This window comes from Allokutzneria sp. NRRL B-24872 (assembly GCF_002155965.1).
Lineage (GTDB): Bacteria > Actinomycetota > Actinomycetes > Mycobacteriales > Pseudonocardiaceae > Allokutzneria.
Genome location: NZ_MUMH01000018.1, coordinates 37,142 through 62,176 on the forward strand (window position 1 = coordinate 37,142; position 25,035 = coordinate 62,176).

A 25,035-nucleotide genomic window follows, 5' to 3' on the forward strand; every position below is an offset into this window, starting at 1 on the left:
CTGTCGCGATCGTTCTGTCACCGGGCATGCTCTTCGCCGCCGTGGTCGCAGTGGTCTGGTTCCTCTCGGACACGCGCGCCGCGGTTCGCTCGCGCATCCGGCAGGCGGGCCCGCCGCGGCAACAGTTCCAGCAGCAGTGGGGGCCGCCTCGAGGATGATCTGGTCAGTAGGTCCGATCAGGTCAGTGCCGTTCGTCTCGACGGGTGGACCGTGTGGCGCACATCGGCTTCGACGGGGTCAGCGGAGTGCGTAGTCTCATCTCATGAGTGACGGCTTCGCGACCAGGGCTATCCACGCCGGACAGGAACCCGACCCGAACACGGGGTCGGTCATCGTGCCCATCCACGCCACCTCGACCTACGCCCAGGACGGCGTCGGCGGGCTGCGCCAGGGCTACGAGTACTCCCGGACCGGCAACCCGACGCGGACGGCGCTGGAGACCTGCCTCGCCGCGTTGGAGAGCGGCAAGCACGGCAGGGCGTTCGCCTCCGGCATGTCGGCCTCCGACGTGGCGCTGCGCTCGCTCTGCCGTCCCGGGGACCACCTCGTCATCCCGAACGACGCCTACGGCGGCACGTTCCGGCTGATCGACAAGGTGCTCTCGCAGTGGGGCATCGAGCACACGCCCGTCCCACTGTCCGATGTGGACGCGGTGCGCGCGGCGATCCGGCCCAACACCAAGGTCGTCTGGGTCGAGACGCCGACCAACCCGCTGCTGAACATCGCCGACATCGCCGCGCTCGCCCAGGTGGCGCACGGCGCTGACGCGAAACTGGTGGTGGACAACACCTTCGCGTCCCCGTACCTGCAGAACCCGTTGGAGCTGGGCGCCGACGTGGTGCTGCACTCCACGACCAAGTACGTCGGCGGCCACTCCGACGTGGTCGGCGGCGCGCTGGTGACCAACAGCGACGAGCTGGCCGAGCAGTTCGCGTTCCTGCAGAACGGCGGCGGCGCGGTGCCCGGCCCGTTCGACGCGTGGCTGACGCTGCGCGGGGTGAAGACCCTGGCGCTGCGCATGGAGAAGCACAGTGACAACGCCGAGCGCGTCGTCGACATGCTGACCAGGCACGCGAAGGTGACGAAGGTCTTCTACCCCGGCCTGCCGGAGCACCCGGGGCACGAGGTCGCGGCGAAGCAGATGCGGCGCTTCGGCGGCATGATCTCCTTCACCGTCGCCGGCGGTGAGCAGGAGGCGATGGACATCTGCTCGCGCACCAGGCTGTTCACGCTCGCGGAGTCCCTCGGCGGCGTCGAGTCGCTGATCGAGCACCCGGGCCGGATGACGCACGCGAGCACCGCGGGCTCCCTGCTCCAGGTCCCCGCCGACCTGGTCCGCGTCTCCGTCGGCATCGAGGACGGCGACGACCTGGTCGAGGACCTGCGCGCCGCGCTGGGCTGATCTGAGCTGACAACGACGAAGGGCGCCCACCGCGATCGGTGGGCGCCCTTCGTCGTGCGTGCGTCAGGGGCGGATCTTGCCGGGCGTGTGCTTGCCCTCGGCCTGCTCGGAGCCCGCGTTCTTCGGCTGCTGCGGACCCACCGGCAGATCGCCGTGTTCCACGCAGCCGCCGACGAGTTCCAGCACCGAACCGCGCTGGACGATCTCCCCCTGATCGGCGCAGCCCGTCTGCACGACGGTGTACACCGCGGTGAACGTCAGCGCTCCCGCCGCGGCCAGCGCCGCGATCAGGGAGAGCGCCCCACCGCTGCGCGTCATGTGGGCCATCTGCTCGCTCCAGGGTCTTCTCGGCCACGATCGGGCCTGCGGATCAGGGTACCCGCCCCGCCGAGCCGTGTCCCGGAGTGCCGAAGGCCTGGCAGGATCTCCCGGCATGGAGCTGGTCAGTCTCGACCGCATCCACGCGGCGCGGAAGTTGCTGGCGGGCGTGGTTCGGCACACCCCGCTTGAGCTCTCCGGCGTGCTGGAGCGGCTGCACGGAACGCCGGTGTACCTCAAGTGCGAGAACCTCCAGCGCACCGGCTCGTTCAAGCTCAGGGGCGCCTACGTGCGCATTCACGGGCTCTCCGAGGAGCAGCGCGCGAAGGGGGTGGTCGCGGCCAGCGCGGGCAACCACGCGCAGGGCGTCGCGCTCGCGGCGTCGCTGCTCGGCTGCCAGGCGACCGTCTACATGCCGACCGGGGCGCCGCTGCCCAAGCTCGCCGCGACGCGCTCGTACGGCGCCGAGGTGCACCTGCACGGCGCGACCGTGGACGAGGCGCTGCACGAGGCGAAGCTGTTCGCGGAGAAGACCGGCGCCGAGTTCATCCACCCCTTCGACCACACCGACGTGATCGCCGGGCAGGGCACCATCGGGCTGGAGATCCTGGAGCAGCTGCCCGAGGTCCGGACGATCCTCGTCGGCTGCGGCGGCGGTGGCCTCGTCGGCGGGGTGGCCGCGGCGGTGAAGGCGATCAAGCCGGACTGCCGGGTGATCGGCGTGCAGGCGGAGCAGGCGGCGACCTGGCCGCCGTCGCTGGCCCACGGCTCCCCGCTGAAGCTGCCGGAGATGCACACCATCGCCGACGGCATCGCGGTCGGCATCCCCGGCGAGGTGACCTTCGCGCACGTGTCCGAGCTGGTCGACGACATCCTCACGGTCAGCGAGGAGTCCCTGTCGCGGGCGCTGCTGATGTGCCTGGAGCGCCAGAAGCTCGTCGTCGAGCCTGCCGGTGCGGCGGCGATGGCGGCCGTGCTCGACCACCCGGGGCGCTTCCCCGGCCCGGTCGCCGTGGTCCTCTCCGGCGGCAACGTCGACCCGTTGCTGCTGCTGCACGTCATCCAGCACGGCCTGAACGCGGCGGGCCGGTACCTGTCGCTGCGCGTGCGCGTGCCCGACAAGCCCGGCTCGCTCGGCGCGCTGCTGACCAGGATCGGCGCGCTCGGCGCCAACGTGCTCGACGTCGAGCACACGCGCGTCTCCGGGGCGCTGGCCCTCGGCGAGGTCGTCGTGGCGCTGAACCTGGAGACCCGCGGCGCCGAGCACTGCCAGCAGGTCGTGACCACGCTCCGCCAGGTCGGCTACACCGTCTCCCGCCAACTCTGACCACCGTCGTTCAAGCCCAAACGGGACTTTCGTGATCGGGCGTGGGGCGCGCCCATGGGCTTGAGCTGCGGTGATTGACATACATGCGCGTGTGTATGTTAACTGTCGGGCATGTCGAAGAGCCGTGCGCGCCTGATCGTGCTGCTGGCCGCCCTCGGGGTCGGCCTCGCCGCGTGGATCGGCGCGGACGTGGCCGGGCACCTCGCCAACGGCGGGTACGTGGCGACCTCCGAGGAGTCCGAGCGCGCGGAGCGGGTGCTGCGCGAGACCTTCGGCGTGCAGCGGCCGAACATGCTGCTGCACGTCACGGCGGCGGTCGACGAGCCCGCGGTCGGCCAAGCGGGGATCGAGTTGACCCGCCACCTCAAAGCCCTGCCCGGCGTGGTCTCGGCCCAGTCGTACTGGGACACGGGCGATCCTCGGCTCAGGGCGGCGAACGGCGGCTCGGCGATCGTGGCGCTGCGCCTCGGCGGCGACGAGAACGCGGCGCAGCGCACCGCGCGGCAGATCGTGCGGGACTTCACCGGGCGCCACGGCCCGCTGGCGATCGCGGCGACCGGGGAGGCTCCGGGCAACGCGGAAGCGCTCGACCAGGGCGACACGGACCTGGTGACCGCCGAGCTGATCGCGGCCCCGGTGATCCTCCTGGTGCTGCTGTTGGTGTTCAGGACTCCGCTGGCCGCGTCGCTGCCGTTCGCGGTCGGAGTGGTCTCCGTGGTGTCGACGATGGCGGTGCTGCGCGTCGTCGCCGAGTTCACCGAGGTCTCCACCTTCGCGCTGAACATCACCACGCTGCTCGGCTTCGGCCTGGCGATCGACTACAGCCTCTTCGTCCTCGTCCGCCACCGGGAGGACGGCGACGTGCGCTCGGCCGCGCGGACGGTGCTGTTCTCGGCGCTCACCGTGGCCATCTCGGTGAGCGCGTTGCTGATCTTCCCGCTGTACTTCCTCAGCTCGCTGGCGATCGCGGCGATCCCGGTCGTCATGATCGCCGGGCTGACCTCGGTCACGGTTCTCCCGGCGCTCATCGTCCTCTGTGGACGGTGGTTGGAGCACGGCGACCTCTCGCGGTTCCTGCCGCGCTCGGCGAAGGGGCCGGTCTGGGGCAGGCTCGCCGAGCTGATCATGCGTCGGCCCCTGCGGTGGGCGGTGCCCGTCGTGCTCGGCCTGCTGGTGCTGGCGACTCCCTTCGGGCACGCGAAGTTCGGCCTCACCGACGAGCGCATCCTGCCTCCGGACAGCCCGGTCCGGACCACTGCTGCCGCCATTGAGCGCGAGTTCGGCCAAGGCTCCTTCGACCCGCTGACCGCCGTGCTCGTCGGGGGTGCTGACCCGGCTCCGTACGCAGCGCTCGGCAGCGAGCATGAAGTGTCCAAAGTGGACATCGAATCGCGCGGCGGCGTGCACCGCGTCTCGATCGCCTTGTCCGTGCCCCCGTACTCCGCTGGGGGAGAACGTCTGGCGCGCAAGCTTTCCGAGATCCGCCCCGCCACGGGCGAAGTGCTCCGCACCGGCCCTTCAGTTGCCTTCGCGCACACGAAAGACGTGATCGCCGAGCGCGTGCCCTACGCGCTGGCGCTGATCTGCGCAGCGATGTTCGTGCTGCTGTTCCTGTTCACCGGCGGCCTGCTCGTAGCGGTGAAAGCGTTGGTGTTCGGCGCGTTGAGCCTCACTGCGAGCTTCGGCGCGATGGTCTTCGTCTTCCAGGACGGCCACCTCGCCTGGCTCGTTGGCGACTTCACGGCGACGGGCTACCTGGACGTGACCGTGCCGGTGCTGATGTTCTGCGTCGCCTTCGGGCTGTCCATGGACTACGAGGTCTTCCTCCTCGCCCGGATTCGCGAGGAGTACGCGGCGACCGGCGACAACGAGCGCGCCGTCGTGGCCGGACTCGCGAGGACCGGCTCGGTGATCAGTTCGGCCGCGCTGCTCATCGGAGTGGTGCTGCTCGCGTTGGTGACCTCGGAGATGTCCGTGCTCAAGCTCTTGGGGCTCGGTCTGTTCCTCGCGGTCTTCGTCGACGCGGTTCTCGTGCGGGGCGTGCTCGTCCCCGCCTTCATGAAGATCGCGGGCCGCGCCAACTGGTGGGCCCCACCCGTGCTCCGCCGGGTGCATTCCCGGCTCGGAATCAAGGAACCCAGTGAAGAAGTCCTCAGCGACCGCCGTCGCGTCGGTCGCGATCGCCACTGACATGTTCGCCTACGGCGTCGCCATCCCCGTCCTGCCCCGCATCGCCGGGACCTCACCCACCCAGATCGGCGTGCTGTTCGCGGTCTACGCGGCCACCATGCTGATCGCGACACCCCTCGTCGGCAGGGCCGTCGACCGGATCGGCACCAGAAAGCCCATGCTGGTCGGGCTTTTCGGGCTCGCCGCCGCCACGCTGCTGTTCGCCTTCGCGCAGACCTTCACCGGGATGCTCCTCGCTCGTGCCCTGCAAGGCGTCGCCGCCGCGGTCTCGTGGACGGCGGGCCTCGCGCTCATCGCCGCGACGCACGAGCCCGAAGAGCGCGGCAAGGTCATGGGAATCGCCTTGTCCTGCATGAGCGTCGGCGTCCTCCTGGGCCCGATCGTCGGCGGTCTGCTCGCCGACTCCTTCGGCACCAGCGCGCCGTTCCTCTGTGCCGCGGCCCTGGCCTTCATCGACGGAGTGCTGCGGATTTTCCTTGTGCAGGAGGAAAAATCGGTTCTAGAGGCTTCGTCGAAGGTCTGGCGCCACTCCGCGACGCCCGCTCTGTTCGGTGTCACCGCGCTCGGCGCCGGGCTGATCGCCTTCCTCGAAGCCGTTCTCCCGCTGCGCGTCGTGCAGGGTTTCGGAGCATCGCCGACCACGATCGGCCTGCTGTTCGGCATCGCCACGCTGGTGTGCGCGTTCGCCGCGCCCGTCGCCGGGAGCTTGGCCGACCGTCTGCCACGCGCCGCGCTCGCCCTCGGTGGCGCCGCCATCGCCGCCGCCGGGCTGATCGTCGTCGCGGTCGCGGGATCGTTGTGGTTGACCGGAGTTGGGCTCACCGTGGTCGCCGTCGGCGGTCAGTTCGTCCTCGCGCCCACGCTGACACTGATCGCCGAGCTGGCCGACGCGCAGTCGCCGCCCGCGTACGGCGCGGCCTACGCGTTGTACAGCGTCGCGTACACCAGCGGCCTGATGATCGCGCCCCTGCTCGCGGGCGTCGGCGCCGACCTCATCGGCTTCACCGGCGTCCTGCTGGCCACCGCGGGGCTCGCTGTCCTGATCGCGCTCGCACTGCGGCGTGGATAGAAGTGTCGCCAGGTTTGACAAGGGTGGCTACACTTCTATCCATGTCCGTGGCTGCGTCCGACCTGCCCAACACCTTCACGACCCAGGAGGCTCGTGATGGTGGACTGCACCCGAGAGACATTTACGACTTACGAGACCGCGGTCAGATCATCGAGCTTTCCCGTGGTGTTTTCCGCCGGAACGATGCGCCTGTGCCGACCATGCCGGACCTGCTCGCGCTCGCCCACCGTGCACCAGGCGCGATCGTGTGTTGCGTTTCCGCGCTGGCGGTCCACGACCTGACCGACGAGATCCCTGTGGCCGTGCAGTTCGCTGTTCCCCGGCACGCCCGGCCACCAGTCATCAGCCAGCCGCCGGTGGAGGTCTTCCGGTTCGCGGGGGCGACGTTCGAACTCGGGCTGACGATGGTCGAGGCGGCGCCGGGGGAGGACGTGCGGGTCTACGGGCCGGAACGCACCGTCGTCGACATGATGAGGTTGCGTTCCCGGCTAGGCGAGTCACTCGCCTACACCGCGCTTCGTCGCTACACCTCCCGTGCTGGGGCCAGACCCGGCGAACTGCTGCGCATCGCCCGGGCGCTGCACGTGTTGGGCCCTGTGCGCTCCGCTCTGGACGTGGTGATCGCTGAGTGAACCGTCCGACCAAGAAGACGCCCGGTGGGCGTGCCTACCTCGATCTCCAGAACAGGGCCCGCCGGGAAGGGCGGGCCACCCAGGAACTGTTCACCCTCTACGTGCTCGAACGCTGGCTCGCTCGGCTCGCGGTATCGCCGCGCGCCGGGACGTTCGTGCTCAAGGGAGGAGTGCTTCTCGCGGTTCTCGGAGCACGTCGGCCGACCGCCGACATTGACCTGCTCGCGCGGAACATGGTCAATGACCAAGTAGTGGTGCTCGAACGAGTGCGCGAGATCGCCCGCGTCGTGCCCGACGAGGATGACGGGGTCGAATTCCTGACCGAAACCCTTGTCTCCCAGGCCATCCGAGAGGACAACCTCTACGCGGGTGTGCGCCTCACGATGTCCTGCTCGCTCGGAGGCGCAGTGGTGAAGCTCAAGCTTGACATCAACTTCGGCGACCCCGTGACACCCGGCGCACGAGAACTAACGCTGCCGGCCCAACGCCCGGGAGAGCCGGGCATCCCCGTCCTCGGATACCCCATCGAGACGGTGATCGCAGAAAAGGTGAGCACTGCGATCGCCCTCGGGGAGGCGAACACCCGAGTGCGGGACTACGCGGACCTCTACACGCTCATGACGAAACATTCGCTGAGCTACGCGTCGGTTCGGGCGGCCTTCGACGCGACGACATCCCATCGCGGCGTCGAACCGCGACCGCTCAGCGATGTCGTCGGTTCCCTGGCGGAACTGCGCGCTTCGGCTTACCGCGCCTTCCGGAAGCGTCTTGGGGCGGACGGTGCTCATCTGCCTGAGGACTTCCGCGAGGTTGTCGACGCCGCACTCGGTTTCGTCGATCCGCTCGTGGAGAGACAGCCGGAAGGCAGTACGTGGTCGCCAACGACCGGCTGGGAACAGCCGACGTGACGCGGGCCAGCGCCATGCAGTGAGTGGTGCGGGCCCGCGTCCAGCCAGCGTCAGAGGTTCCCGCGACGCTCCTGCTCGCGCTCGATGGCCTCGAACAGGGCCTTGAAGTTGCCCTTGCCGAAGCCGAGCGAGCCGTGGCGCTCGATCATCTCGTAGAACACCGTCGGCCGGTCACCGGTCGGCTTGGTGAAGATCTGCAGCAGGTAACCGTCCTCGTCCCGGTCCACCAGGATCTTGCGGCTCTTCAGCTCCTCGATCGGCACGCGGACCTCGCCGATGCGGGCGCGCAGCTCCGGGTCGTCGTAGTAGGAGTCCGGGGTGTCCAGGAACTCCACGCCCGCCGCGCGCATGGCGTCCACAGTGGACAGGATGTCGTTGGTGGCGAGCGCGATGTGCTGGCACCCGGCGCCGCCGTAGAACTCCAGGTACTCGTCGATCTGCGACTTGCGCTGCGCCACCGCGGGCTCGTTCAGCGGGAACTTGACCCGGTGGTTGCCGTTCGCCACGACCTTGCTCATCAGGGCGGAGTAGTCGGTGGCGATGTCGTCGCCGATGAACTCGGCCATGTTCACGAAGCCCATGACGCGGTTGTAGAACTCGACCCAGTAGTCCATCTTGCCGAGCTCGACGTTGCCGACGCAGTGGTCGACCGCCTGGAACAGCCGCTTCGGCGCGCCCTCCGGCTTGCGGTAGGCGCCCGCCCTGGCCACGTAGCCGGGCAGGTACGGGCCGGTGTAGCGGGAGCGGTCGATCAGTGTGTGCCGGGTCTCGCCGTAGGCGGCGATGGCCGCCATGCGCACGGTGCCGTGCTCGTCGGAGACGTCGTACGGCTCGTCGAGGACCGTCGCGCCCTGGGACCGCGCGTGCTCCACGCAGCGGTCGACGTCGCCGACCTCCAGCGCGAGGTCCACCACGCCGTCGCCGTGCGCGCGGTGGTGGTCCAGCAGCGGGCTGTCCGGAGCGACCCCGCCGTTGATGACGAAGCGCGCCGAGCCGGATTTCAGCACGTAGGACTTGTGGCCGCGGTTGCCGGTCTCGGGGCCCGAGTACGCGATCTGCTCCATGCCGAACGCGGTCTGGTAGAAGAGCGCGGTCTGGGTGGCGTTGCCCACCACGAAGACCACCGCGTCCATCGACTTGACCGGGAACGGGTCGCTGGAGGAGTCGTAGTCCACCAGGCCGACCAACTGGCGCAGCTGGTCGAAGCTCACGTCGTCCATGGGCTTGCCCTGGTCGAGAGTCTCGGTCATGGCCCCTCCTCGGCTCGGCGGTCAGTTCGGTGATCCGAGGATGCGTGCGCAGGACACTGTGAGCAACAGTCAGTCAATTCGCTGTGCAGATTGCCCAGTATGATCAAGGAAACGGCCGCCAGATCGAGCAGCCTGCCCTGGAGGAGTCGTCATGACTGAGCCGATCGTGGAGGACCCGCTCGACGCGTTGGACGCGCGGCTGCTGCTCCTGCTGACCGACGAGCCCCGGCTGGGCGTGCTGGAGTGCTCGCGGCGGCTCGGGGTGGCGCGGGGGACCGTGCAGGCGCGGCTGGACCGGTTGGTGCGCCGCGGCGTGCTCGGCGGCTTCCCGCCCGCGCTGGACCTGGCCGCGATGGGCTACGGGCTGACGGCCTTCGCCATCCTGGAGATCGCCCAGGGCCGCAGGCAGGAGGTGGCCGAGCGGCTCACCGCCATCGACGAGGTCTGCGAGGTGCACGCCACCACCGGCCAGGGCGATCTGCTGGTGCGCATGGTGGCGCGCGACAACGACGACCTCCAGCGGGTCATCGACGAGGTCGTCGGGGCGAACGGGGTGCAGCGCACCTCCACCGCCATAGCGCTGTCCACGCCGATCGCGCCGCGCGTGCGACCGCTGCTGGAACGCCTGCTCGCCGGCTCCTGACACGCTCGTCTCAGGGAAGGGCGAGCGCGACCTTCAGTGCGGCGTTGACCTTCATCAGGGTCTGCGGGCTGACGGCTCCGGTCTGTTCGCCCAGTTCTTCGTGGGAGAGCTGCTGGAGGTCGTCCACGTTGATCACGCCGACCATCGGATCGGACGCCGAGAGCGGGACGAACGTCGGCAACCCGACGTTCTTGGCGGTCGTGGTGATGCGAACGGCCAGCAAACTGGGGATCGCCCTGTTACGCAGATTGTTGGAGACCACCAGCCAGGGTTTCTTGCCGAAGCCGATGTCGGACCAGTAGATCTGCCCGCGGAGTACGGGGGCGCTCACTGTCCACCTCGTCGCCGCGCGCGAGCCTCGGAGACGTCGCTGACCTCATCCCAGACCTCGGCGAGTTCGGCGTAGCCGCGTTCGAGCGCCTGCTCCTGGAGTCGCACCGCGCCGAGGTGCATCAAGGCTCGCAGAACGGCCGCCTCCGAGGCGTCCTCGGTGAGGGTGATACCCAGTGGAGCGACTGCCTTGGCGAGTAACTCGAAGTTGGAGGAGTCGCGTGCGACCTCGATCGTCTCCGCGTCCTGTTCGCTGAGGGAGATCGACATGCGCTTCGTCATGCACCAAGATTAGCACCACAATGTGGTGCACGTGGCGGCACTGCATCGTGAGTCGGCCCCTGACACGCAAAAGACCCGGCCGCGGCTGCGACCGGGTCTCGCGTCAGCGCGTTCAGCCCGTGTAGGGCTTCACGGAGGTCAGGGTGACCGCGGCCTTGTTGCCGTTGGGCAGCTCGTACTCGCGGGTCTCGCCCTTCTTGGCGCCGAGCAGCGCCTTGCCCAGCGGCGAGTTCGGCGAGTAGGTCTCCAGCCCGCCGTGCGAGCCCTCCTCGCGGGCGCCCAGCAGGAAGGTCTCGGTCTCGTCGTCGCCCTCGTAGCGCACGGTCAGCACCATGCCGGGCTGCACGACCCCGGAGTCGCTCGGCGCCTCGCCCACCTTGGCGCTGCGCAGCAGCTCCTGGAGCTGGCGGATGCGCGCCTCCAGCTGGCCCTGCTCCTCGCGGGCGGCGTGGTAGCCACCGTTCTCCTTGAGGTCGCCCTCCTCCCGGCGGGCGTTGATCTCCGCGGCGATCACCGGGCGCCTGGCGATGTGCTCGTCAAGCTCCTGCTTGAGCCTGTCGTGCGCGTCTTGGGTCAGCCAAGTCACCGGGGTCTCGGTCACGGTTACCACTCCTCGTCTCCTCCCGGGCCCCACGGATGTGCGGCCGGCAGCATTCCCGCCCTAAGGCTTGTGGGCGAGAACGGAAAAACACGGCCTCGCGAAAGAGGCCGTGCCATCGCCAGAGGGTAGCACGGAAGGGCCCTCCGACGCCCGTGTTTTCCGGGTCGCGGGGTGCTCGTTATCCCAGTTCACCCACTTGGCCGTGGGGTGGGTGCCAGATACTCCGGAACCTGGTATGTGCACCCGAATACCTCACCGGTAACGGGTCGTTTCGAAGTGCGGATAACCGTTGTTCGCACAGAAAGATCTCGTGCCGGCGGCACGTAGACCTCTTTCCGGCCGACCTCGTCCCCGTCGCCGGAGCGGGCCCGCACGACGCACACGGCGGCCCGGTCCGGCTCGTCGCGGACCACCTGAAAGTCGATCTTGACGTTGGCGTCGTCGACGACCGTGAAGGCGGTCCGCTCGGTGCTGATCGGCTGGGTGCCGAGGTTCAGGAAGCCGATCACCGTCGCGGCCACGCCCAGTGACAGGAAGAACGCGAGCAGTGAGATCCGGGTCCTGCGCGACATCCGGCGGTCCCGGTCGCCGCCGTAGCGCCCCTGCGGAAGTGCCTGATCACTCACCTCGGACCGGCCTCCCCGCGCCAAGATTGTCAGTCCCGTTAGGAACAATGGACCCGTTCGTCGGAGTTGAGTATCCCCGGAGGGTGCCCACGTTCCCGTGTGGCCCCCGCCGACGACTGTGAGCAGGAGGGACCACAGCTACCTATGGCCGAGAAGCTGCGTCTGATGACGGTGCACGCGCACCCGGACGACGAATCGAGCAAGGGCGCGGCCACCACGGCGCGCTACGTCGCCGAGGGGCACGAGGTGATGGTGGTCACCTGCACCGGCGGCGAGCGGGGCAGCATCCTCAACCCCGCGATGGAGAGCCCCGAGGTCGAGGCCAACATGGGCGAGGTGCGCAGGGGCGAGATGGCCCGCGCCGCCGAGATCCTGGGCGTCCAGCACCGCTGGCTGGGCTTCATCGACTCGGGCTTCCCGGAGGGCGACCCGCTGCCCCCGCTGCCGGAGGACTGCTTCGCGCTGGTCCCGCTGGAGGTCTCCACCGAGGAGCTGGTCCGCGTGGTGCGCGAGTTCCGGCCGCACGTGGTGATCACCTACGACGAGAACGGCGGCTACCCGCACCCGGACCACATCCGCTGCCACGAGGTCTCCGTCGCCGCCTTCGACGCGGCGGGCGACCCGGACCGCTTCCCGGACGCCGGAGCGCCCTGGCAGCCGCTGAAGCTGTACTACTCGCACGGCTTCTCGCGGGCGAAGATGACCAAGTTCCACGAGGCCCTGCTCGCCGAGAACGGCGAGTCGCCGTACGGGGAGTGGCTGGAGCGCTGGGGCTCCGACGCCCCGGACGTGATGGAGCGGGTGACCACGCAGGTCGAATGCGGCGCGTACTTCCAGCAGCGCGACGACGCGCTGATCGCCCACGCCACCCAGATCGACCCGACCAGCCGCTGGTTCGCCATGCCGCGCGAGCTGGAGCGGGAGCTGTGGTCGACCGAGGAGTACGAGCTGGCGCGCTCGCTGGTGGACACCACGCTGCCCGAGGACGACCTGTTCTCCGGGGTGCATGAGAAGGTCAGTGCGTGACTGGTTACGACAACACCGTGGCGCTGGTCGCTCAGGCGCCACCCCAGCCGGACGACCCGGGCGGCCGGGGCGAGGACTTCGGCAAGGCGGCCCCGGTCGGTCTGCTGCTGCTGATCCTGTTCTTCGTCGCCGTGGCCTTCCTGGCCAGGTCGATGAACAAGCACCTGCGCAAGCTCCCCGCCAGCTTCGACAAGCCCGATGCCGCTGAGCCCGTCAAGGCCGAGGCCGTCGCGGGCGAGGACAAGCAGGCTCAGTAGAGCGCGCCGTACACCGCGTGCCGGTACCAGACCCGGCGCGCGGTGATGTCGACGATCTCCTGCTCGGGGTAGCGGAACGCGGTGAGCTTGCCGCCGAAGACGCAGCCGGTGTCCAGGCACATCGCGTTGTTGACCCACTTCGCCTCGGTGACCGGGGTGTGGCCGTAGAGCACCATGGCCGCACCCCGGTACTGCTCCGCCCACGGCAGGCGCACCGGCAGCCCGTTGGCGTCGGTCTCGCCGGTGGTGTCCCCGTAGAGCGCGAACGACTTGGCACGGCCGGACTCCACGCCGTGCAGCCGCTCCGGCAGTCCCGCGTGGGCGATCACCAGCCGATCGTCGTCGAGCACCAGGTGCACGGGCAGGTCGAGCAGGAAGTCCAGCGCGCGCTCGCGAAAACCCTCGGAGTGCTTGGCCAGCTGTTCCAGGGACTCGGCGAGCCCGTGCCGTGCCGTGACCTTGTCGCCGCGCAGCGCCCGGGCCAGCTTCAGGTCGTGGTTGCCGCACACCACCAGTGCGTTCCCGGCGTCGACCATGCCCATCGTCAGGCGCAGCACGCCCGGGGTGTCCGGGCCGCGGTCCACCAGGTCGCCGACGAACACCGCCTTGCGGCCCGCGGGGTGCGAGGCGTCGACGGGGCGGCCCTTCGCGTCGTGGACCACCTCGTAGCCCAGCGCCTCCAACAGCGCGAGCAGCTCCTCCTGGCAGCCGTGCACGTCGCCGATCACGTCGAAGGGGCCGCGCTCTTCGGGGCGGACGATCCTGGAGGACTGGGTCATGGTCGCTACTGTGCCAAAACGGGTATCCAGACAGTTCCGGCCCAACAGTTCCGGCCCAGCAGCGAAGGGACGCCGATGCCGAACCGGCTCGCCGAATCCACCAGTCCGTACCTGTTGCAGCACGCCGACAACCCCGTGGACTGGTGGCCCTGGGGCGAGGAGGCCTTCGCCGAAGCGCGCCGCCGCGACGTGCCGGTGCTGCTGTCCGTGGGGTACGCGGCGTGCCACTGGTGCCACGTGATGGCGCACGAGTCCTTCGAGGACGAGGCCACCGCCGAGCTGATGAACGCGAACTTCGTCAACGTGAAGGTCGACCGCGAGGAGCGCCCCGACGTCGACGCGGTCTACATGGAGGCAACGCAGGCCATGACCGGCCACGGCGGCTGGCCCATGACGTGCTTCCTCACCCCGGGCGGCGAGCCCTTCCACTGCGGCACCTACTACCCGCCCGCGCCGCGCCAAGGCATGCCGTCGTTCGCGCAGCTGCTCACCGCGGTCGGCGAGGCGTGGCGCGAGCGCGGTGACGAGGTCCGCGAGGCCGCAACGCGCATCGTCGCCCAGCTCACCGAACAGGCCTCGCCGCTTCCTGTGTCCACTGTGGACGAAACGGTGCTCTCCGGAGCGGTGTCGCGGTTGATGACGGACTTCGACGCGAGCAACGGTGGTTTCGTTGGTGCGCCGAAGTTCCCGCCGTCGATGGTGCTGGAGTTCCTGCTGCGCCACCACGAGCGCACGGGCTCGGTCGAGGCGCTGACCATGGCCGAGGACAGCTTCGAAGCGATGGCCCGCGGCGGCATGTACGACCAGCTCGCCGGTGGTTTCGCGCGCTACAGCGTTGACGCTTCGTGGGTGGTGCCGCACTTCGAGAAGATGTTGTACGACAACGCTTTGCTGCTTCGCGGGTATGCGCACCTGGCCCGTCGCACGGGTTCCTCGCTCGCGCGCAGGGTCGCTACGGAGACGGCCGAGTTCCTGATCGGCGAGATGCTGACACCGGAGGGCGGTTTCGCGGCCTCGCTTGACGCGGACACCGACGGCGTCGAAGGGCTCACCTACGCCTGGACTCCCGCCCAGCTGACCGAAGTCCTTGGCGAGGAAGACGGTTCCTGGGCGGCTCAACTGTTGGAGGTCACCGATGAGGGGACCTTCGAGGACGGCATGTCCACGCTCCAGCTGCGCGAGAATCCCGATGACGACGAGCGGTGGGAGCGCGTGCGCGCCCAGCTGCTCGGTGCTCGCGCCGGGCGCCCGCAACCGGGTCGCGATGACAAGGTGGTGACGGCGTGGAACGGCATGGCGATCGCCGCACTGGCCGACGCGGGCGCCGCGCTTGACCGTCCACAGTGGATCGAAGCGGCCGTGTCCACCGCGGATCTGTTGCTGAGCAAGCATTACGTGGATGGTCGGCTGCTGCGGAGTTCGCGCGACGGAGTCGCTGGCCGTGCGGCGGGGGTCCTGGAGGACTACGGCTGCCTCGCGGAGGGCCTGCTCGCGCTGTACCAAGCGACGACCACGCCCAAGTGGCTGCACATCGCGACGCACCTGCTCGACACGGCGCTTGAGCACTTCGCTGATCCGGCGAACATCGGCGTCTTCTACGACACGGCCGACGACGCGGAGAAGCTGGTCCGCCGACCCTCCGATGTCTCCGACAACGCGAGCCCGTGCGGCAGTTCCTCGCTCGCCAGTGCGCTGCTGGCGGCTTCCGCGCTGGCCGGAGCCGATCGTGCGGCGCGGTACCGGGACGCTGCGGAGCACTCGATCGCTCGCGCCGGTTTGTTGGCCGCCCGCGCGCCGCGCTTCGCCGGGTGGTGGCTCGCGGTGGCGGAGGCGCGGGAGCGCGGACCGCTCCAGGTCGCGATCGTCGGTGACGCGGGCGACGAGCGACGGCAGGAGCTGGCGCGGGCGGCGCTGAGCGCGTTGCCGGGCGGCGCGTTGCTGCTCGTGGGGGAGCCGGACGGCGGTCCGCTGTTGGCGAACAGGCCGCTGGTGGACGGCGCTCCTGCGGCTTACGTGTGCCGTGGCTACGTCTGCGACAGGCCCGTGAACAGCGTTGATGAGGTGACGAGCGCCTTGGCGTAGCGATCTTCCGAACGCCCCCGGGGCCGCCCGGGGGCGTTTTTCATGCTCGGGAACAGGTGCATCCGGTGTTACGTTTGTAGAGGTGTAATCATGTAATCAAAGGAGATCAGAGATGCACGGACGATTTGTGCTCACGGCGCGGGACCGGCGCGGATGGGGCGGTGGCGGCGGACGCGGACGAGGTGGCTGGCAGCAGTCCGACCTGCCCTCGGCCGAGGACGCGGCGGGCTGGTTCGCCGGGCGGTTGCCCGACGGCTGGTTCACCGGCGCACCCGTGGTGACTGTGGACCGCGAGGAGATCGTGGTGGTCGGCGAACTGCCCGGTCTGGACGGCGAGCAGCCCGACGAGGCGGGGCGCGCGGCGGCGGAGGCCGGTCGGATCGCGCGCTTCCGCGAGCAGACCAGGGAAGAGCGGATCGAGATCGCGCGCCAGGCCGAGCACCGCTACGGGCGCAAGGTCGCGTGGGGCGCGCGGCTGGGTGGCACCGAGGAGCTGTTCACCACGCTGTCCGTGCCGGTGATGACGCGGCTGCGTCAGCCGGAGCGCCTGGTGCTGGACACCTTGGTCGACGCCGGGGTCGCGCGGTCGCGCTCCGAGGCGCTGGCCTGGGCGGTCCGGTTGGTCGGCGAGCACGCGGAGAGCTGGCTCGGCGAGCTGCGCGAGGCCATGTCGAAGGTGGACGAGCTGCGTGCCAAGGGCCCCACGAGCTAGCTGTAGCCGGGCAAACCCTTGACGCGGCTGACTTTCCCGTTGTCGTCCATCCACCCCGCGCGCGTGCCGAGGAAGGCCAGGTCGGCGGCGGCGCGGTCGGTGGCGGCCAGCAGTCGCGCGCCCTCGGCCTCGGTGAGCGGGGCGAACCAGCTGGTCAGGTCGTCGTCCCCGGTGGCCCAGTTCGTGTACTCGCGGAACATGTAGAACCAGTGGGAGCCGCATGCGGTGCACCGCATGACGGCCTCCAGATCGTGCGTCGACTCCTCGAAGGCGCGCAGCCGCTCCGTCGCGGGGCTCTTGCAGCAGTCGAGGTGCTTGTGGAGCTTCACGCCACGGGACCCTATGTCAGTACCAACCGGCCGCGTGTCGGATCAGTTGATCGCCGGCCGGTTCCGGCTCCCGGTGCGGATCGGTACGGGCGGCAAGGGTGTCGTCTCCCTCGCCGCGACCCTGCACCACCCGCACGTGGTCACGCTGTTCGACGTGGTCCAGGACGGCGACGACCACTGGCTCGTGCTGGGGCACGTGCCCTCGCGGAGCTCGCTGAGGAAGGACCGATGTCGCCGCAGCGCGCGGTGCACACGCATGGAGTCGTGCACGGGGACGTCAAGCCGGGCAACGTGTTCGTCACAGACGACGGCACCGCGAAGCTGGCCGACTTCGGCATCTCGCACGTGATCGGCGGGGCCGTGACGCTGACCGACTCCGGCCTGGTCAGCGGTACCCCCGCCCACGTCGCGCCCGAGGTCGCGCGGCACGACAAGCCGATTCCGCCTCAGACGTCTTCTCGCTCGGCGCGACGTTGTTCACGGCGGTCGAGGGCGCTTCGCCCTATGGGACGAGCGACGATGCGCGAGCACTGCTGCGCCTCCGCGGCGACCGCGAAGCTGCCGCCTGCTTAGGGGTACATGACGAACCAGATCGCCACGTAGTGGCAGATCGCCGCGAGCACGGTGGCCGCGTGGAAGAACTCGTGGTGCCCGAAGGTCTTCGGCCACGGGTTCGGCCACGAGGTCGCGTAGAGCACGCCGCCGATCGTGTAGAAACCGCCGCCGACGAGCAGCAGCACCAGCGCGGTGACGCCGCCGGTGGCCAGGATGTCCGGCAGCACGAAGACCGCCACCCAGCCCAGCGCGATGTAGATCGGCGTGCCCAGCCAGCGCGGCGCGGTCGGCCACGCGAGCTTCAGCGCGACACCGGCGGCGGCGCCGCCCCACACCACCGCGAGCACCGTGTTCCCGGTCTGCGGCGGCATCGCCAGCAGCGAGAACGGCGTGTACGTGCCCGCGATGAACACGAAGATCATCGAGTGGTCCAGCCGCTTCATCCACACCCGCGCCTGGCTGGTCAGCCAGTCCCGCCGGTGGTACAGCGCGCTGATCCCGAACAGGCCGAGCACGGTCACCGCGTAGACGGAGGTGCCGAGCGCGGCCTTCGCGCCGACCGTCGACGCGGCGAGCGCGATCAACGTGGCACCGGTGGCGAAGGAGGTCCAGAAGGACCAGAAGTGGATCCAGCCCCGCATCCGCGGCTTCTCGAAGGCCGGTTCCACCGTGGTGGCAAGGGATTCCATGGTCACGCTCCCAAGGTTACGGCACCGTAGGTTACGCGCAAGTAACCCGGGTCGATCTCACAGTGTTCCCGCACACTCCCGCCCACCACCTGAATGACTCGTTCATGTGGTTGAACGGACTGAACGAGTCATTCAGGTGGTTCAACATGCTGAATGAGTCATTCAGGTGGTTGGGCGTCCTGAATGAGTCATTCAGCCACTTCAACGCACCGAACGGGTCATTGGGTGGTTGAGCGCACCAAACGACCCGTTGAGGTCCTTGAACGCACTGAACGGGTCGTTCAGTGCGTTGAGCGCACCGAACGGGGCGTTGGCGGATGAGGGTCACAGGCGGGCGTGCTCGACCTTGAGGCAGCGGTCGGAGATCACCGCGAGCCCGGCCGCGCGCGCCTTGGCCTCCGCGGACGGGTGCGTGATGCCGAGCTGGAGCCACACGGCCTTGGCGCCGACCCGGATCGCGGAGTCGACGACGGGCGGCACGTCCTCGGGGCGGCGGAACACGTCGACGACGTCGATCGGCTCAGCGATGTCCTCGAGGGCGGCGTGCACGGGGTTGCCGAAGAGCTCGCCGGACAGCTTCGGGTTGACGGCGATCACGCGGAAGCCGGCGCGCTGGAGGTAGCTCGCGACGCCGTGGCTGGCGCGCTCGGGGCGGTCGCTCGCGCCGACAACGGCGATCGTCCGCATGGACCGCAGGACCTGCTCCATCATCGTTGACTCTCCGTGTCCGCTCATGTGTCGAGTGTGGCCGGTTCGAGTGCCCCTTTCACCGCGCGTACCCTTTTCAGACGTGGGTGTGCGTGATACGCGGTTGTGGAAACGGGCCCGGGACATCGTCTACAAGGGCTACGAGTGGCGGCTCAGCCGGGCCATCGTCGGCCAGCAGCACCCCCGGCACGTCGGCGTCATGCTCGACGGCAACCGCCGGTGGGCGCGCGAGGCCGGGCTCGTCGACGTCAACGACGGCCACCGGGTCGGCGCCAGCCGGATCGCGCACCTGCTGAACTGGTGCCAGGACGCCGGGGTCGAGGTCGCGACGCTCTGGTTGCTCTCCACCGACAACCTCAACCGCGAGGAGTCCGAGCTCAAGCCGCTGCTGGAGATCATCGCGGGCGTTGTCGACGAGCTGGCCGCGCCGGAGACCCCGTGGCAGGTCCGCATCGTCGGCACACTGGACAAGATGCCGGAGGAGATCGCGCACAGCCTCTCCGCGGCCGCCGTGCGCACCAAGAACCGCACCGGCATGCAGGTCAACATCGCGGTGGGCTACGGCGGGCGGCAGGAGATCGCCGACGCCGTGCGCAAGCTGCTGCTCAAGCACGCCGAGGCGGGCACCAGCATCGAAGAGCTGGCCGAGGTCCTGGACGTCGACCACATCGCCGAGCACCTCTACACCTCCGGCCAGCCCGACCCGGACCTGGTCATCCGCACCTCCGGCGAGCAGCGCCTGTCCGGCTTCCTGCTGTGGCAGTCCGCGCACTCGGAGTTCTGGTTCTGCGACGCGTACTGGCCGGACTTCCGCCGCGTCGACTTCCTCCGCGCCCTGCGCGAGTTCGGCGCGCGGCACCGGCGTTTCGGGAACTAGCTAGGCTCCCCCTCCGTGGAGGGAACCCAGCTCGTTCGCGAGTACCTGCTGCTAGGCCTGCGGTTCGACCGCTTGGTCGAGGGCTTCGTCGACGCGTACACGGGAGATCCCGCGCTGCGCAGGCAGATCGAGAACGAGCCGAAGCCCGATCCGGCCGCGCTGGCCGCCCGCGCCAGGGACCTGCGCGGTGAGCTGGCGGGGATCGACCTCGCGCCTGAGCGCGTCCGCTTCCTCGACGCCCACCTCGTCGCGCTGGAGTGCTCCGGCCGCAAGCTGGCCGGGCAGGACGTCGGATTCGTCGACGAGGTCGAGGCGTACTTCCAGGTCCGCATCTCCCGCGGCGAGGAGGACGGCTACCGCGAGGCCCACCGCGAACTGGACCGCCTGCTGCCGGGGGACGGATCGCTCGGCGAACGCCTCAGCGCCTTCCGCAAGCGCGACGAGGTCCCTGCGGAGAAGCTGGAGCCGTGCGTGCACGCGCTCTCCAGCGTGCTGCGGGACAAGGCGCGCACGGTGTTCGGCCTGCCGGAGCAGGAGACCGTCGAGTACGAGGTCGTCACGGACAAGCCGTGGAGCGGCTTCAACTACTACCTCGGCGACTACCGCTCGAAGGTCGCGATCAACGCCGATCTCGGGCACCGCATGGCCAATCTGCCGCACCTGATCGCGCACGAGTCCTACCCGGGCCACCACACCGAGCACTGCCGCAAGGAGTCCGGGCTCGTCGGCAAGCAGGGCCAGGACGAGCAGACGATCTTCCTGGTGAACACCCCGCAGTGCCTGATGGCGGAGGGCCTCGCCGACCTCGGCCTGCACGCGCTGGTCGGCGCGGGATGGGGGCCGTGGACCCAGGAGGTCCTCGGCGACTTCGGCCTGCGCATGGAGGGCGAGCAGGTCGAGCGCATGGAGGGCGCGCTCGGCGGGCTGATCTCCGTGCGGCAGGACGCGGCGCTGATGCTGCACCACCACGGCGCCGACCCGGACGAGGTCTCGGCGTTCCTGCAGCGCTGGCTGCTGGTGAACGAGGCGCGGGCCAAGCAGATGCTGCGCTTCCTCTCCGACCCGCTGTGGCGCGCGTACACGACCACCTACGTCGAGGGCTACCGGCTGCTGCGCGCGTGGCTGGACGCCCGCCCCACCGGCCAGGACCTCGCGGAGCGCTACCGCAGACTGCTCGACGAGCCCCTGGTGCCGGTGACCGTTCGCGAAGAGCTCGCCGCGGCCGTTCCGGTGGTCTCGCGTGGCGGCTGAGCAGGCTGAGACACCGGCGGGTTCGGTGCTCTGCGTCGGCCTGGCGACGGTCGACGTGGTGCACCGCGTGCCGGCCTTCCCCGAAGCCAACACCAAGCTCACCGCGACCCGTCAGGACGTGGCCGCGGGTGGTCCCGCGACGAACGCGGCCGTCACCGCCGCCGCGCTGGGCTCGCGGGTCACGCTGCTCACGGCGCTCGGCACGCACCCGCTGGCGCACTCCGTCCGCGATGAGCTGACCGCGTTCCGGATCAGCGTCCGCGACGCGACTCCCGACCGCGTGGACGCTCCCGGGGTCTCCTCGGTCGCGGTGCACGAGGGCACGGGGGAGCGCAGTGTCGTCTCAGCTGACGCCCGTGGTGTCGACCCGTGCCCGCCCGCCGAGCTGACGCAGCTGGTGTCCTCGGCGGACGTGCTGCTGATCGACGGGCACCACCCCCGGCTGGCGCTCGCGGCGGCGCAAACGGCTGCCCGGCTCGGCGTCGTGGTGGTCTTCGACGCGGGTCGCTACAAGCCGCACCACGACCAGTTGTTGGACTGGGCGGACGTCGCGGTGTGCTCCGGGGACTACCGGTTACCGAATTGTGAGCAGGAAGAACGGACAATTCGGGCACTCGCCGAACGGGTCGCGGTGGGCGCGATGACCCGTGGACATGATCCGATCGTGTGGTGGCGCGACGACCTCCGCGGCGAGGTTCCGGTGCCGGTCGTATCGGTTCAGGACACGCTCGGTGCCGGTGACGTCTTCCACGGCGCCTTCGCCCACGCGGTGGCCGCCGGGGCCTGGGACGGCGGGAAAGTTGCTGATCACCTGGCGTTTGCCGCCCGCGTCGCCGGGCTCAGGGTGCAGTTCGCCGGGCCGCGAACCTGGCTGGAGAAGTTACCCTCCGTAGTCGATTTGGGCTCCGTGCAGGCGCGCTGAGCAGGGCCTCTCACGGCGCGCGTCCGTTGTGTAAGCGGTACGTAGCGTTGCGATGACGATCTAGCGAATCACCTGTGTGGCTCTCTGCGTGGGGCCGGTGTTCGGGGGTAACTTCCGTTGTGGTAGGTCGTGTCCGAAACGGCCTGCCCCGGGAGGCCCTGGTCTTGGTTGTCAACTGCGGGACGGTCACTCCGTCCACACGACACCCGAGGGGGCCGGCGCCCGGCCCTCGCGACCGCGGGGTGTGAAACCGGACCACCGGTTCCACGCACCGAGGAAGCACCAGGGGCGGATGCCCGGCCCACCGAGGTAAGCGGACGCGGACGCCGCGTTCGTGAGGGAGTTGCCGTGACAGCACGACGTTCCCAGGCGCAGGCGAACAACAGTTCCTCCAACACTTCCAGGACCACACCGAAGCAGGACGCCGCCGACGGCGCCGTCCCCAAGCGCACCTACGTGATCGACACTTCGGTGCTCCTGTCCGATCCCTGGGCGATAACCCGCTTCGCCGAGCACGCGGTGGTCCTGCCGCTGGTCGTCGTCGGGGAGTTGGAGGGGAAGCGACACCACCCCGAACTGGGCTGGTTCGCGAGAGAGGCGTTGCGCCTGCTCGACGAACTGCGGTTGCTGCACGGTCGACTGGACACCCCGGTGCCGGTCGGCGAGCAGGGCGGAGTCCTGCACGTCGAGCTCAACCACTCCGACCCCTCGGTGCTGCCCGCGGGGTTCCGCACCGATTCCAACGACGCCAGAATCCTGGCGTGCTCGCTGAACCTGGCGGCGGAGGGGCTGGCGGTCACGCTGGTCACCAAGGACATGCCGCTGCGGGTCAAGGCGGGTGCCGTCGGCCTGGACGCGGACGAGTACCGCGCCCAGGACGTGACGCCGTCCGGCTGGACCGGCATGGCCGACCTGGAGGTCAACTCCGGCGTGGTCGACGCGCTCTTCAAGGAGAGCGTGATCGACAACGACGAGGTCAGGGACATGCCGTGCCACACCGGTCTGCGGCTGCTCGCGGGCTCGGCCAGCGCGCTGGCCAGGGTGACCCCGGAGAAGCGCGTGCGGCTGGTGCGCGGTGACCGGGAGGCCTTCGGCCTGCACGGCCGGTCGGCGGAGCAGCGGATCGCGCTGGACCTGCTGCTGGACCCGGACATCGGCATCGTCTCGCTCGGCGGCCGGGCCGGAACCGGCAAGTCGGCGCTGGCGCTGTGCGCGGGCCTGGAGGCGGTGATGGAGCGCCGCCAGCACCGCAAGGTCGTGGTGTTCCGGCCCGTCTACGCGGTCGGCGGCCAGGAGCTGGGCTACCTGCCCGGCTCCGAGCTGGAGAAGATGCAGCCCTGGGCGCAGGCGGTCTTCGACACGCTCGGTTCCCTGGCGGGCAAGGACGTCATCGACGAGGTGATGGACCGCGGGATGCTCGAAGTGCTGCCGCTGACCCACATCCGAGGTCGGTCGCTGCACGATTCGTTCGTGATCGTGGACGAGGCGCAGTCCCTGGAGCGCAACGTGCTGCTCACGGTGCTGTCCAGGCTCGGCTCGGGGTCGCGGGTGGTGCTCACCCACGACGTCGCTCAGCGCGACAACCTCAGGGTCGGCCGCTACGACGGCATCGCGGCGGTGATCGAGAAGCTCAAGGGGCACCCGCTGTTCGCCCACGTCACGCTGACCCGCTCGGAGCGCTCGCCGATCGCGGCGCTGGTCACCGACCTCCTGGAGGGTGACATCATCTCCTGACGCACCAACGCCGAAGCGGCTCCCACCGATCCTGGTGGCGGCCGCTTCGGCGTTGCGTCACCAGCCTCCCGGCAGCGGGCGGCCCTCGGCGAAGCCCGCAGCGGACTGCGTGCCGAGCACGGCGCGCTCGTGGAACTCCTCCAGCGTGTGCGCGCCCGCGTAGGTGCACGAGGAGCGCAGCCCGGAGCAGATCGAGTCGAGCAGGTCCTCGACGCTCGGCCGGTTCGGGTCCAGGCGCATCCGCGAGGTGGAGATGCCCTCCTCGAACAGCGCCTTGCGGGCCCGGTCGAAGGCGTTGTCGGTGCGGGTCCGCGCGCTGACGGCCCGCTTGGACGCCATGCCGAAGGACTCCTTGTATGCCCGCCCGGACTCGTCGCGCAGCAGGTCGCCGGGGGATTCGTAGGTGCCCGCGAACCACGAGCCGACCATCACCGACGCGGCTCCCGCGGCCAGCGCCAACGCGACGTCGCGCGGGTGCCGCACGCCGCCGTCCGCCCACACGTGCTTGCCGAGCCGCCGCGCCTGCGCCGAGCACTCCGCGACGGCGGAGAACTGCGGGCGGCCGACGCCGGTCATCATCCGCGTCGTGCACATGGCACCCGGCCCGACGCCGACCTTGATCACGTCAGCGCCCGCGTCGACGAGGTCGCGCACGCCCTCCGCCGTGACCACGTTGCCCGCCACCACCGGCACGTCCGGGGCGGCCGAGCGCACGGCCTTGAGCGCACTGATCATCTTCTCTTGGTGGCCGTGCGCGGTGTCCACGATCAGCGCGTCGACACCCGCCTCCAGCAGCTCGCGGGCCTTCGCGGCCACGTCGCCGTTGACCCCGACCGCGGCGGCCACGCGCAGCCTGCCGTGCCCGTCCAGCGCTGGGCGGTAGATCTCGGCCCGGAGCGCGCTCACGCTCGTCAGGGCGCCCGCCAGCCTGCCTTCGGTGTCCACGGCGACGGCGAGCCGCCCGGAGCGGCCGTGCAGGGCCTCGAAGACCTCGCGCGGCGCGGTGTCCAGCGGCAGCGCGACCAGGTCGGAGTCGGCCACCTCGGCGAGGCGGGTGAAGCGGTCCACCCCCGTGCAGGACTCCTCGGTGACGATGCCGACCGGGCGCTGCGCGTCGTCCACCACGACCACCGCGCGGTGGGCGCGCTTGGGCAGCAGGTTGACCGCGTCGGCCACGGCGTCGTGCGGGTGCAGCACGAGCGGGGTGTCCCAGACCGGGTGGCGGGCCTTGACCCACCCGACGATCTCGGCGACGGCTTCGGGGGAGACGTCCTGCGGCAGCACCACGAGGCCGCCGCGGCGGGCCACCGTCTCGGCCATCCTGCGGCCGGCGACGGCGGTCATGTTGGCGACCACGATGGGGATCGTGGCCCCCGTGCCGTCCACAGTGGACAGATCGACGTCGAACCGCGACTCGACACCGGAGCGACCCGGTACGAGGAAGACGTCGTCGTAGGTCAGGTCGTAGCGGGGCTCATGCCCGTCGAGGAAGCGCACGAAGAGGTGAGCGTACTCGCGCGAACGCCTTCCCGCCGC

General features: G+C 69.9%; 26 protein-coding genes and 1 pseudogene. 16 read left to right on the forward strand and 11 right to left on the reverse strand.

Annotated elements, in window-relative coordinates; all coding sequences use genetic code 11:
* Positions 1–262: 262 nt before the first annotated feature.
* Positions 263–1,402, forward strand: a complete 1,140-nt coding sequence (locus tag CCN37_RS05015) for a cystathionine gamma-synthase (RefSeq protein WP_086819464.1) — start codon at positions 263–265, stop codon at positions 1,400–1,402.
* A 63-nt stretch (positions 1,403–1,465) separates the two neighbouring features.
* Here CCN37_RS05015 and CCN37_RS05020 read toward each other — a convergent pair whose 3' ends face one another.
* A complete protein-coding gene (locus tag CCN37_RS05020; protein WP_210407874.1) occupies positions 1,466–1,720 on the reverse strand; it encodes a hypothetical protein in 255 nt (84 codons plus the stop codon).
* Positions 1,721–1,835: 115 nt separating this feature from the next.
* On the opposite strand from CCN37_RS05020, the gene ilvA reads away from it, so the two are divergent.
* The 5 genes from ilvA (at position 1,836) to CCN37_RS05045 (ending at position 7,846) form a co-directional block, all read left to right on the forward strand.
* On the forward strand, positions 1,836–3,047 hold the full coding sequence (gene ilvA, locus CCN37_RS05025; RefSeq protein WP_086819466.1) for a threonine ammonia-lyase: 1,212 nt from the start codon (positions 1,836–1,838) through the stop codon (positions 3,045–3,047).
* A gap of 111 nt (positions 3,048–3,158) precedes the next feature.
* Positions 3,159–5,237, forward strand: coding sequence for an MMPL family transporter (locus tag CCN37_RS05030; RefSeq protein ID WP_086819467.1), 2,079 nt, complete (start codon positions 3,159–3,161; stop codon positions 5,235–5,237).
* Positions 5,188–6,306: an MFS transporter gene (locus CCN37_RS05035; protein WP_086819468.1), complete on the forward strand. Its 1,119-nt coding sequence runs from the start codon at positions 5,188–5,190 to the stop codon at positions 6,304–6,306. Before CCN37_RS05030 ends, CCN37_RS05035 begins: the two co-directional genes overlap by 50 nt.
* Positions 6,307–6,497: 191 nt before the next feature.
* Positions 6,498–6,938, forward strand: coding sequence for a hypothetical protein (locus CCN37_RS05040; RefSeq protein ID WP_246842815.1), 441 nt, complete (start codon positions 6,498–6,500; stop codon positions 6,936–6,938).
* The gene (locus CCN37_RS05045) at positions 6,935–7,846 is read left to right on the forward strand and encodes a nucleotidyl transferase AbiEii/AbiGii toxin family protein (protein WP_086819470.1); all 912 of its coding nucleotides are present in this window, start codon (positions 6,935–6,937) and stop codon (positions 7,844–7,846) included. Before CCN37_RS05040 ends, CCN37_RS05045 begins: the two co-directional genes overlap by 4 nt.
* Positions 7,847–7,896: 50 nt before the next feature.
* Here CCN37_RS05045 and hppD read toward each other — a convergent pair whose 3' ends face one another.
* A complete protein-coding gene (gene hppD / locus CCN37_RS05050; RefSeq protein WP_086819471.1) occupies positions 7,897–9,096 on the reverse strand; it encodes a 4-hydroxyphenylpyruvate dioxygenase in 1,200 nt (399 codons plus the stop codon).
* Between the two features lie 166 nt (positions 9,097–9,262).
* Here hppD and CCN37_RS05055 point away from each other — a divergent pair, with 166 nt between their 5' ends.
* A complete protein-coding gene (locus CCN37_RS05055) occupies positions 9,263–9,739 on the forward strand; it encodes an Lrp/AsnC family transcriptional regulator (RefSeq protein ID WP_086819551.1) in 477 nt (158 codons plus the stop codon).
* Positions 9,740–9,749: 10 nt separating this feature from the next.
* Here CCN37_RS05055 and CCN37_RS05060 read toward each other — a convergent pair whose 3' ends face one another.
* The 4 genes from CCN37_RS05060 to CCN37_RS05075 form a co-directional block, all read right to left on the reverse strand.
* Positions 9,750–10,070: a type II toxin-antitoxin system PemK/MazF family toxin gene (locus CCN37_RS05060; RefSeq protein ID WP_086819472.1), complete on the reverse strand. Its 321-nt coding sequence runs from the start codon at positions 10,068–10,070 to the stop codon at positions 9,750–9,752.
* Positions 10,067–10,351 (reverse strand): hypothetical protein, encoded by a 285-nt coding sequence (locus CCN37_RS05065; protein WP_086819473.1) that lies wholly within the window; start codon positions 10,349–10,351, stop codon positions 10,067–10,069. Before CCN37_RS05065 ends, CCN37_RS05060 begins: the two co-directional genes overlap by 4 nt.
* Positions 10,352–10,463: 112 nt before the next feature.
* Positions 10,464–10,961 carry a transcription elongation factor GreA gene (gene greA, locus CCN37_RS05070; protein ID WP_086819474.1) on the reverse strand — a complete coding sequence of 166 codons (498 nt, stop codon included), beginning with the start codon at positions 10,959–10,961 and terminating at the stop codon, positions 10,464–10,466.
* A 179-nt stretch (positions 10,962–11,140) separates the two neighbouring features.
* A complete protein-coding gene (locus CCN37_RS05075) occupies positions 11,141–11,524 on the reverse strand; it encodes a DUF4307 domain-containing protein (protein WP_086819552.1) in 384 nt (127 codons plus the stop codon).
* A 198-nt stretch (positions 11,525–11,722) separates the two neighbouring features.
* On the opposite strand from CCN37_RS05075, the gene mca reads away from it, so the two are divergent.
* Together mca and CCN37_RS05085 are read left to right on the forward strand one after the other, a co-directional pair.
* A complete protein-coding gene (mca, locus tag CCN37_RS05080) occupies positions 11,723–12,604 on the forward strand; it encodes a mycothiol conjugate amidase Mca (protein ID WP_086819475.1) in 882 nt (293 codons plus the stop codon).
* Positions 12,601–12,861, forward strand: coding sequence for a hypothetical protein (locus CCN37_RS05085; RefSeq protein WP_086819476.1), 261 nt, complete (start codon positions 12,601–12,603; stop codon positions 12,859–12,861). The genes mca and CCN37_RS05085 overlap by 4 nt, the downstream gene beginning before the upstream one ends.
* A 23-nt stretch (positions 12,862–12,884) precedes the next feature.
* Here the strand turns inward: CCN37_RS05085 and CCN37_RS05090 are convergent.
* Positions 12,885–13,601 (reverse strand): annotated as a pseudogene (locus tag CCN37_RS05090) (metallophosphoesterase); the annotation flags it as partial.
* A 114-nt stretch (positions 13,602–13,715) separates the two neighbouring features.
* On the opposite strand from CCN37_RS05090, the gene CCN37_RS05095 reads away from it, so the two are divergent.
* Together CCN37_RS05095 and CCN37_RS05100 are read left to right on the forward strand one after the other, a co-directional pair.
* On the forward strand, positions 13,716–15,722 hold the full coding sequence (locus CCN37_RS05095; RefSeq protein WP_086819478.1) for a thioredoxin domain-containing protein: 2,007 nt from the start codon (positions 13,716–13,718) through the stop codon (positions 15,720–15,722).
* A gap of 112 nt (positions 15,723–15,834) precedes the next feature.
* Positions 15,835–16,434 carry a hypothetical protein gene (locus tag CCN37_RS05100; protein WP_086819479.1) on the forward strand — a complete coding sequence of 200 codons (600 nt, stop codon included), beginning with the start codon at positions 15,835–15,837 and terminating at the stop codon, positions 16,432–16,434.
* On the opposite strand, the gene CCN37_RS05105 is transcribed toward CCN37_RS05100, so the two are convergent.
* On the reverse strand, positions 16,431–16,763 hold the full coding sequence (locus tag CCN37_RS05105; RefSeq protein ID WP_086819480.1) for a hypothetical protein: 333 nt from the start codon (positions 16,761–16,763) through the stop codon (positions 16,431–16,433). The genes CCN37_RS05100 and CCN37_RS05105 overlap by 4 nt on opposite strands.
* Here CCN37_RS05105 and CCN37_RS42275 point away from each other — a divergent pair.
* Positions 16,752–17,336 carry a protein kinase gene (locus CCN37_RS42275; RefSeq protein WP_371503621.1) on the forward strand — a complete coding sequence of 195 codons (585 nt, stop codon included), beginning with the start codon at positions 16,752–16,754 and terminating at the stop codon, positions 17,334–17,336. The genes CCN37_RS05105 and CCN37_RS42275 overlap by 12 nt on opposite strands.
* Here the strand turns inward: CCN37_RS42275 and CCN37_RS05115 are convergent.
* Entirely contained in the window at positions 17,333–18,007 is a 675-nt protein-coding gene (locus CCN37_RS05115; protein ID WP_086819481.1) for a hemolysin III family protein, read from the reverse strand. The genes CCN37_RS42275 and CCN37_RS05115 overlap by 4 nt on opposite strands.
* A 324-nt stretch (positions 18,008–18,331) precedes the next feature.
* Positions 18,332–18,742: a CoA-binding protein gene (locus CCN37_RS05120; protein ID WP_086819482.1), complete on the reverse strand. Its 411-nt coding sequence runs from the start codon at positions 18,740–18,742 to the stop codon at positions 18,332–18,334.
* Positions 18,743–18,803: 61 nt separating this feature from the next.
* Between CCN37_RS05120 and CCN37_RS05125 the strand changes: the two genes are divergently transcribed.
* From CCN37_RS05125 to CCN37_RS05140, 4 genes are all read left to right on the forward strand, one after another.
* Positions 18,804–19,592: an isoprenyl transferase gene (locus CCN37_RS05125; protein ID WP_371503623.1), complete on the forward strand. Its 789-nt coding sequence runs from the start codon at positions 18,804–18,806 to the stop codon at positions 19,590–19,592.
* 15 nt (positions 19,593–19,607) lie between these two features.
* Positions 19,608–20,843: a DUF885 domain-containing protein gene (locus tag CCN37_RS05130; RefSeq protein ID WP_086819484.1), complete on the forward strand. Its 1,236-nt coding sequence runs from the start codon at positions 19,608–19,610 to the stop codon at positions 20,841–20,843.
* Positions 20,833–21,765 (forward strand): PfkB family carbohydrate kinase, encoded by a 933-nt coding sequence (locus tag CCN37_RS05135; protein WP_246842819.1) that lies wholly within the window; start codon positions 20,833–20,835, stop codon positions 21,763–21,765. Before CCN37_RS05130 ends, CCN37_RS05135 begins: the two co-directional genes overlap by 11 nt.
* Positions 21,766–22,221: 456 nt before the next feature.
* Positions 22,222–23,499: a PhoH family protein gene (locus CCN37_RS05140; protein WP_371503625.1), complete on the forward strand. Its 1,278-nt coding sequence runs from the start codon at positions 22,222–22,224 to the stop codon at positions 23,497–23,499.
* 57 nt (positions 23,500–23,556) lie between these two features.
* Here CCN37_RS05140 and CCN37_RS05145 read toward each other — a convergent pair whose 3' ends face one another.
* Positions 23,557–24,996: a GuaB1 family IMP dehydrogenase-related protein gene (locus CCN37_RS05145; protein WP_086819486.1), complete on the reverse strand. Its 1,440-nt coding sequence runs from the start codon at positions 24,994–24,996 to the stop codon at positions 23,557–23,559.
* Positions 24,997–25,035 lie beyond the last annotated feature (39 nt).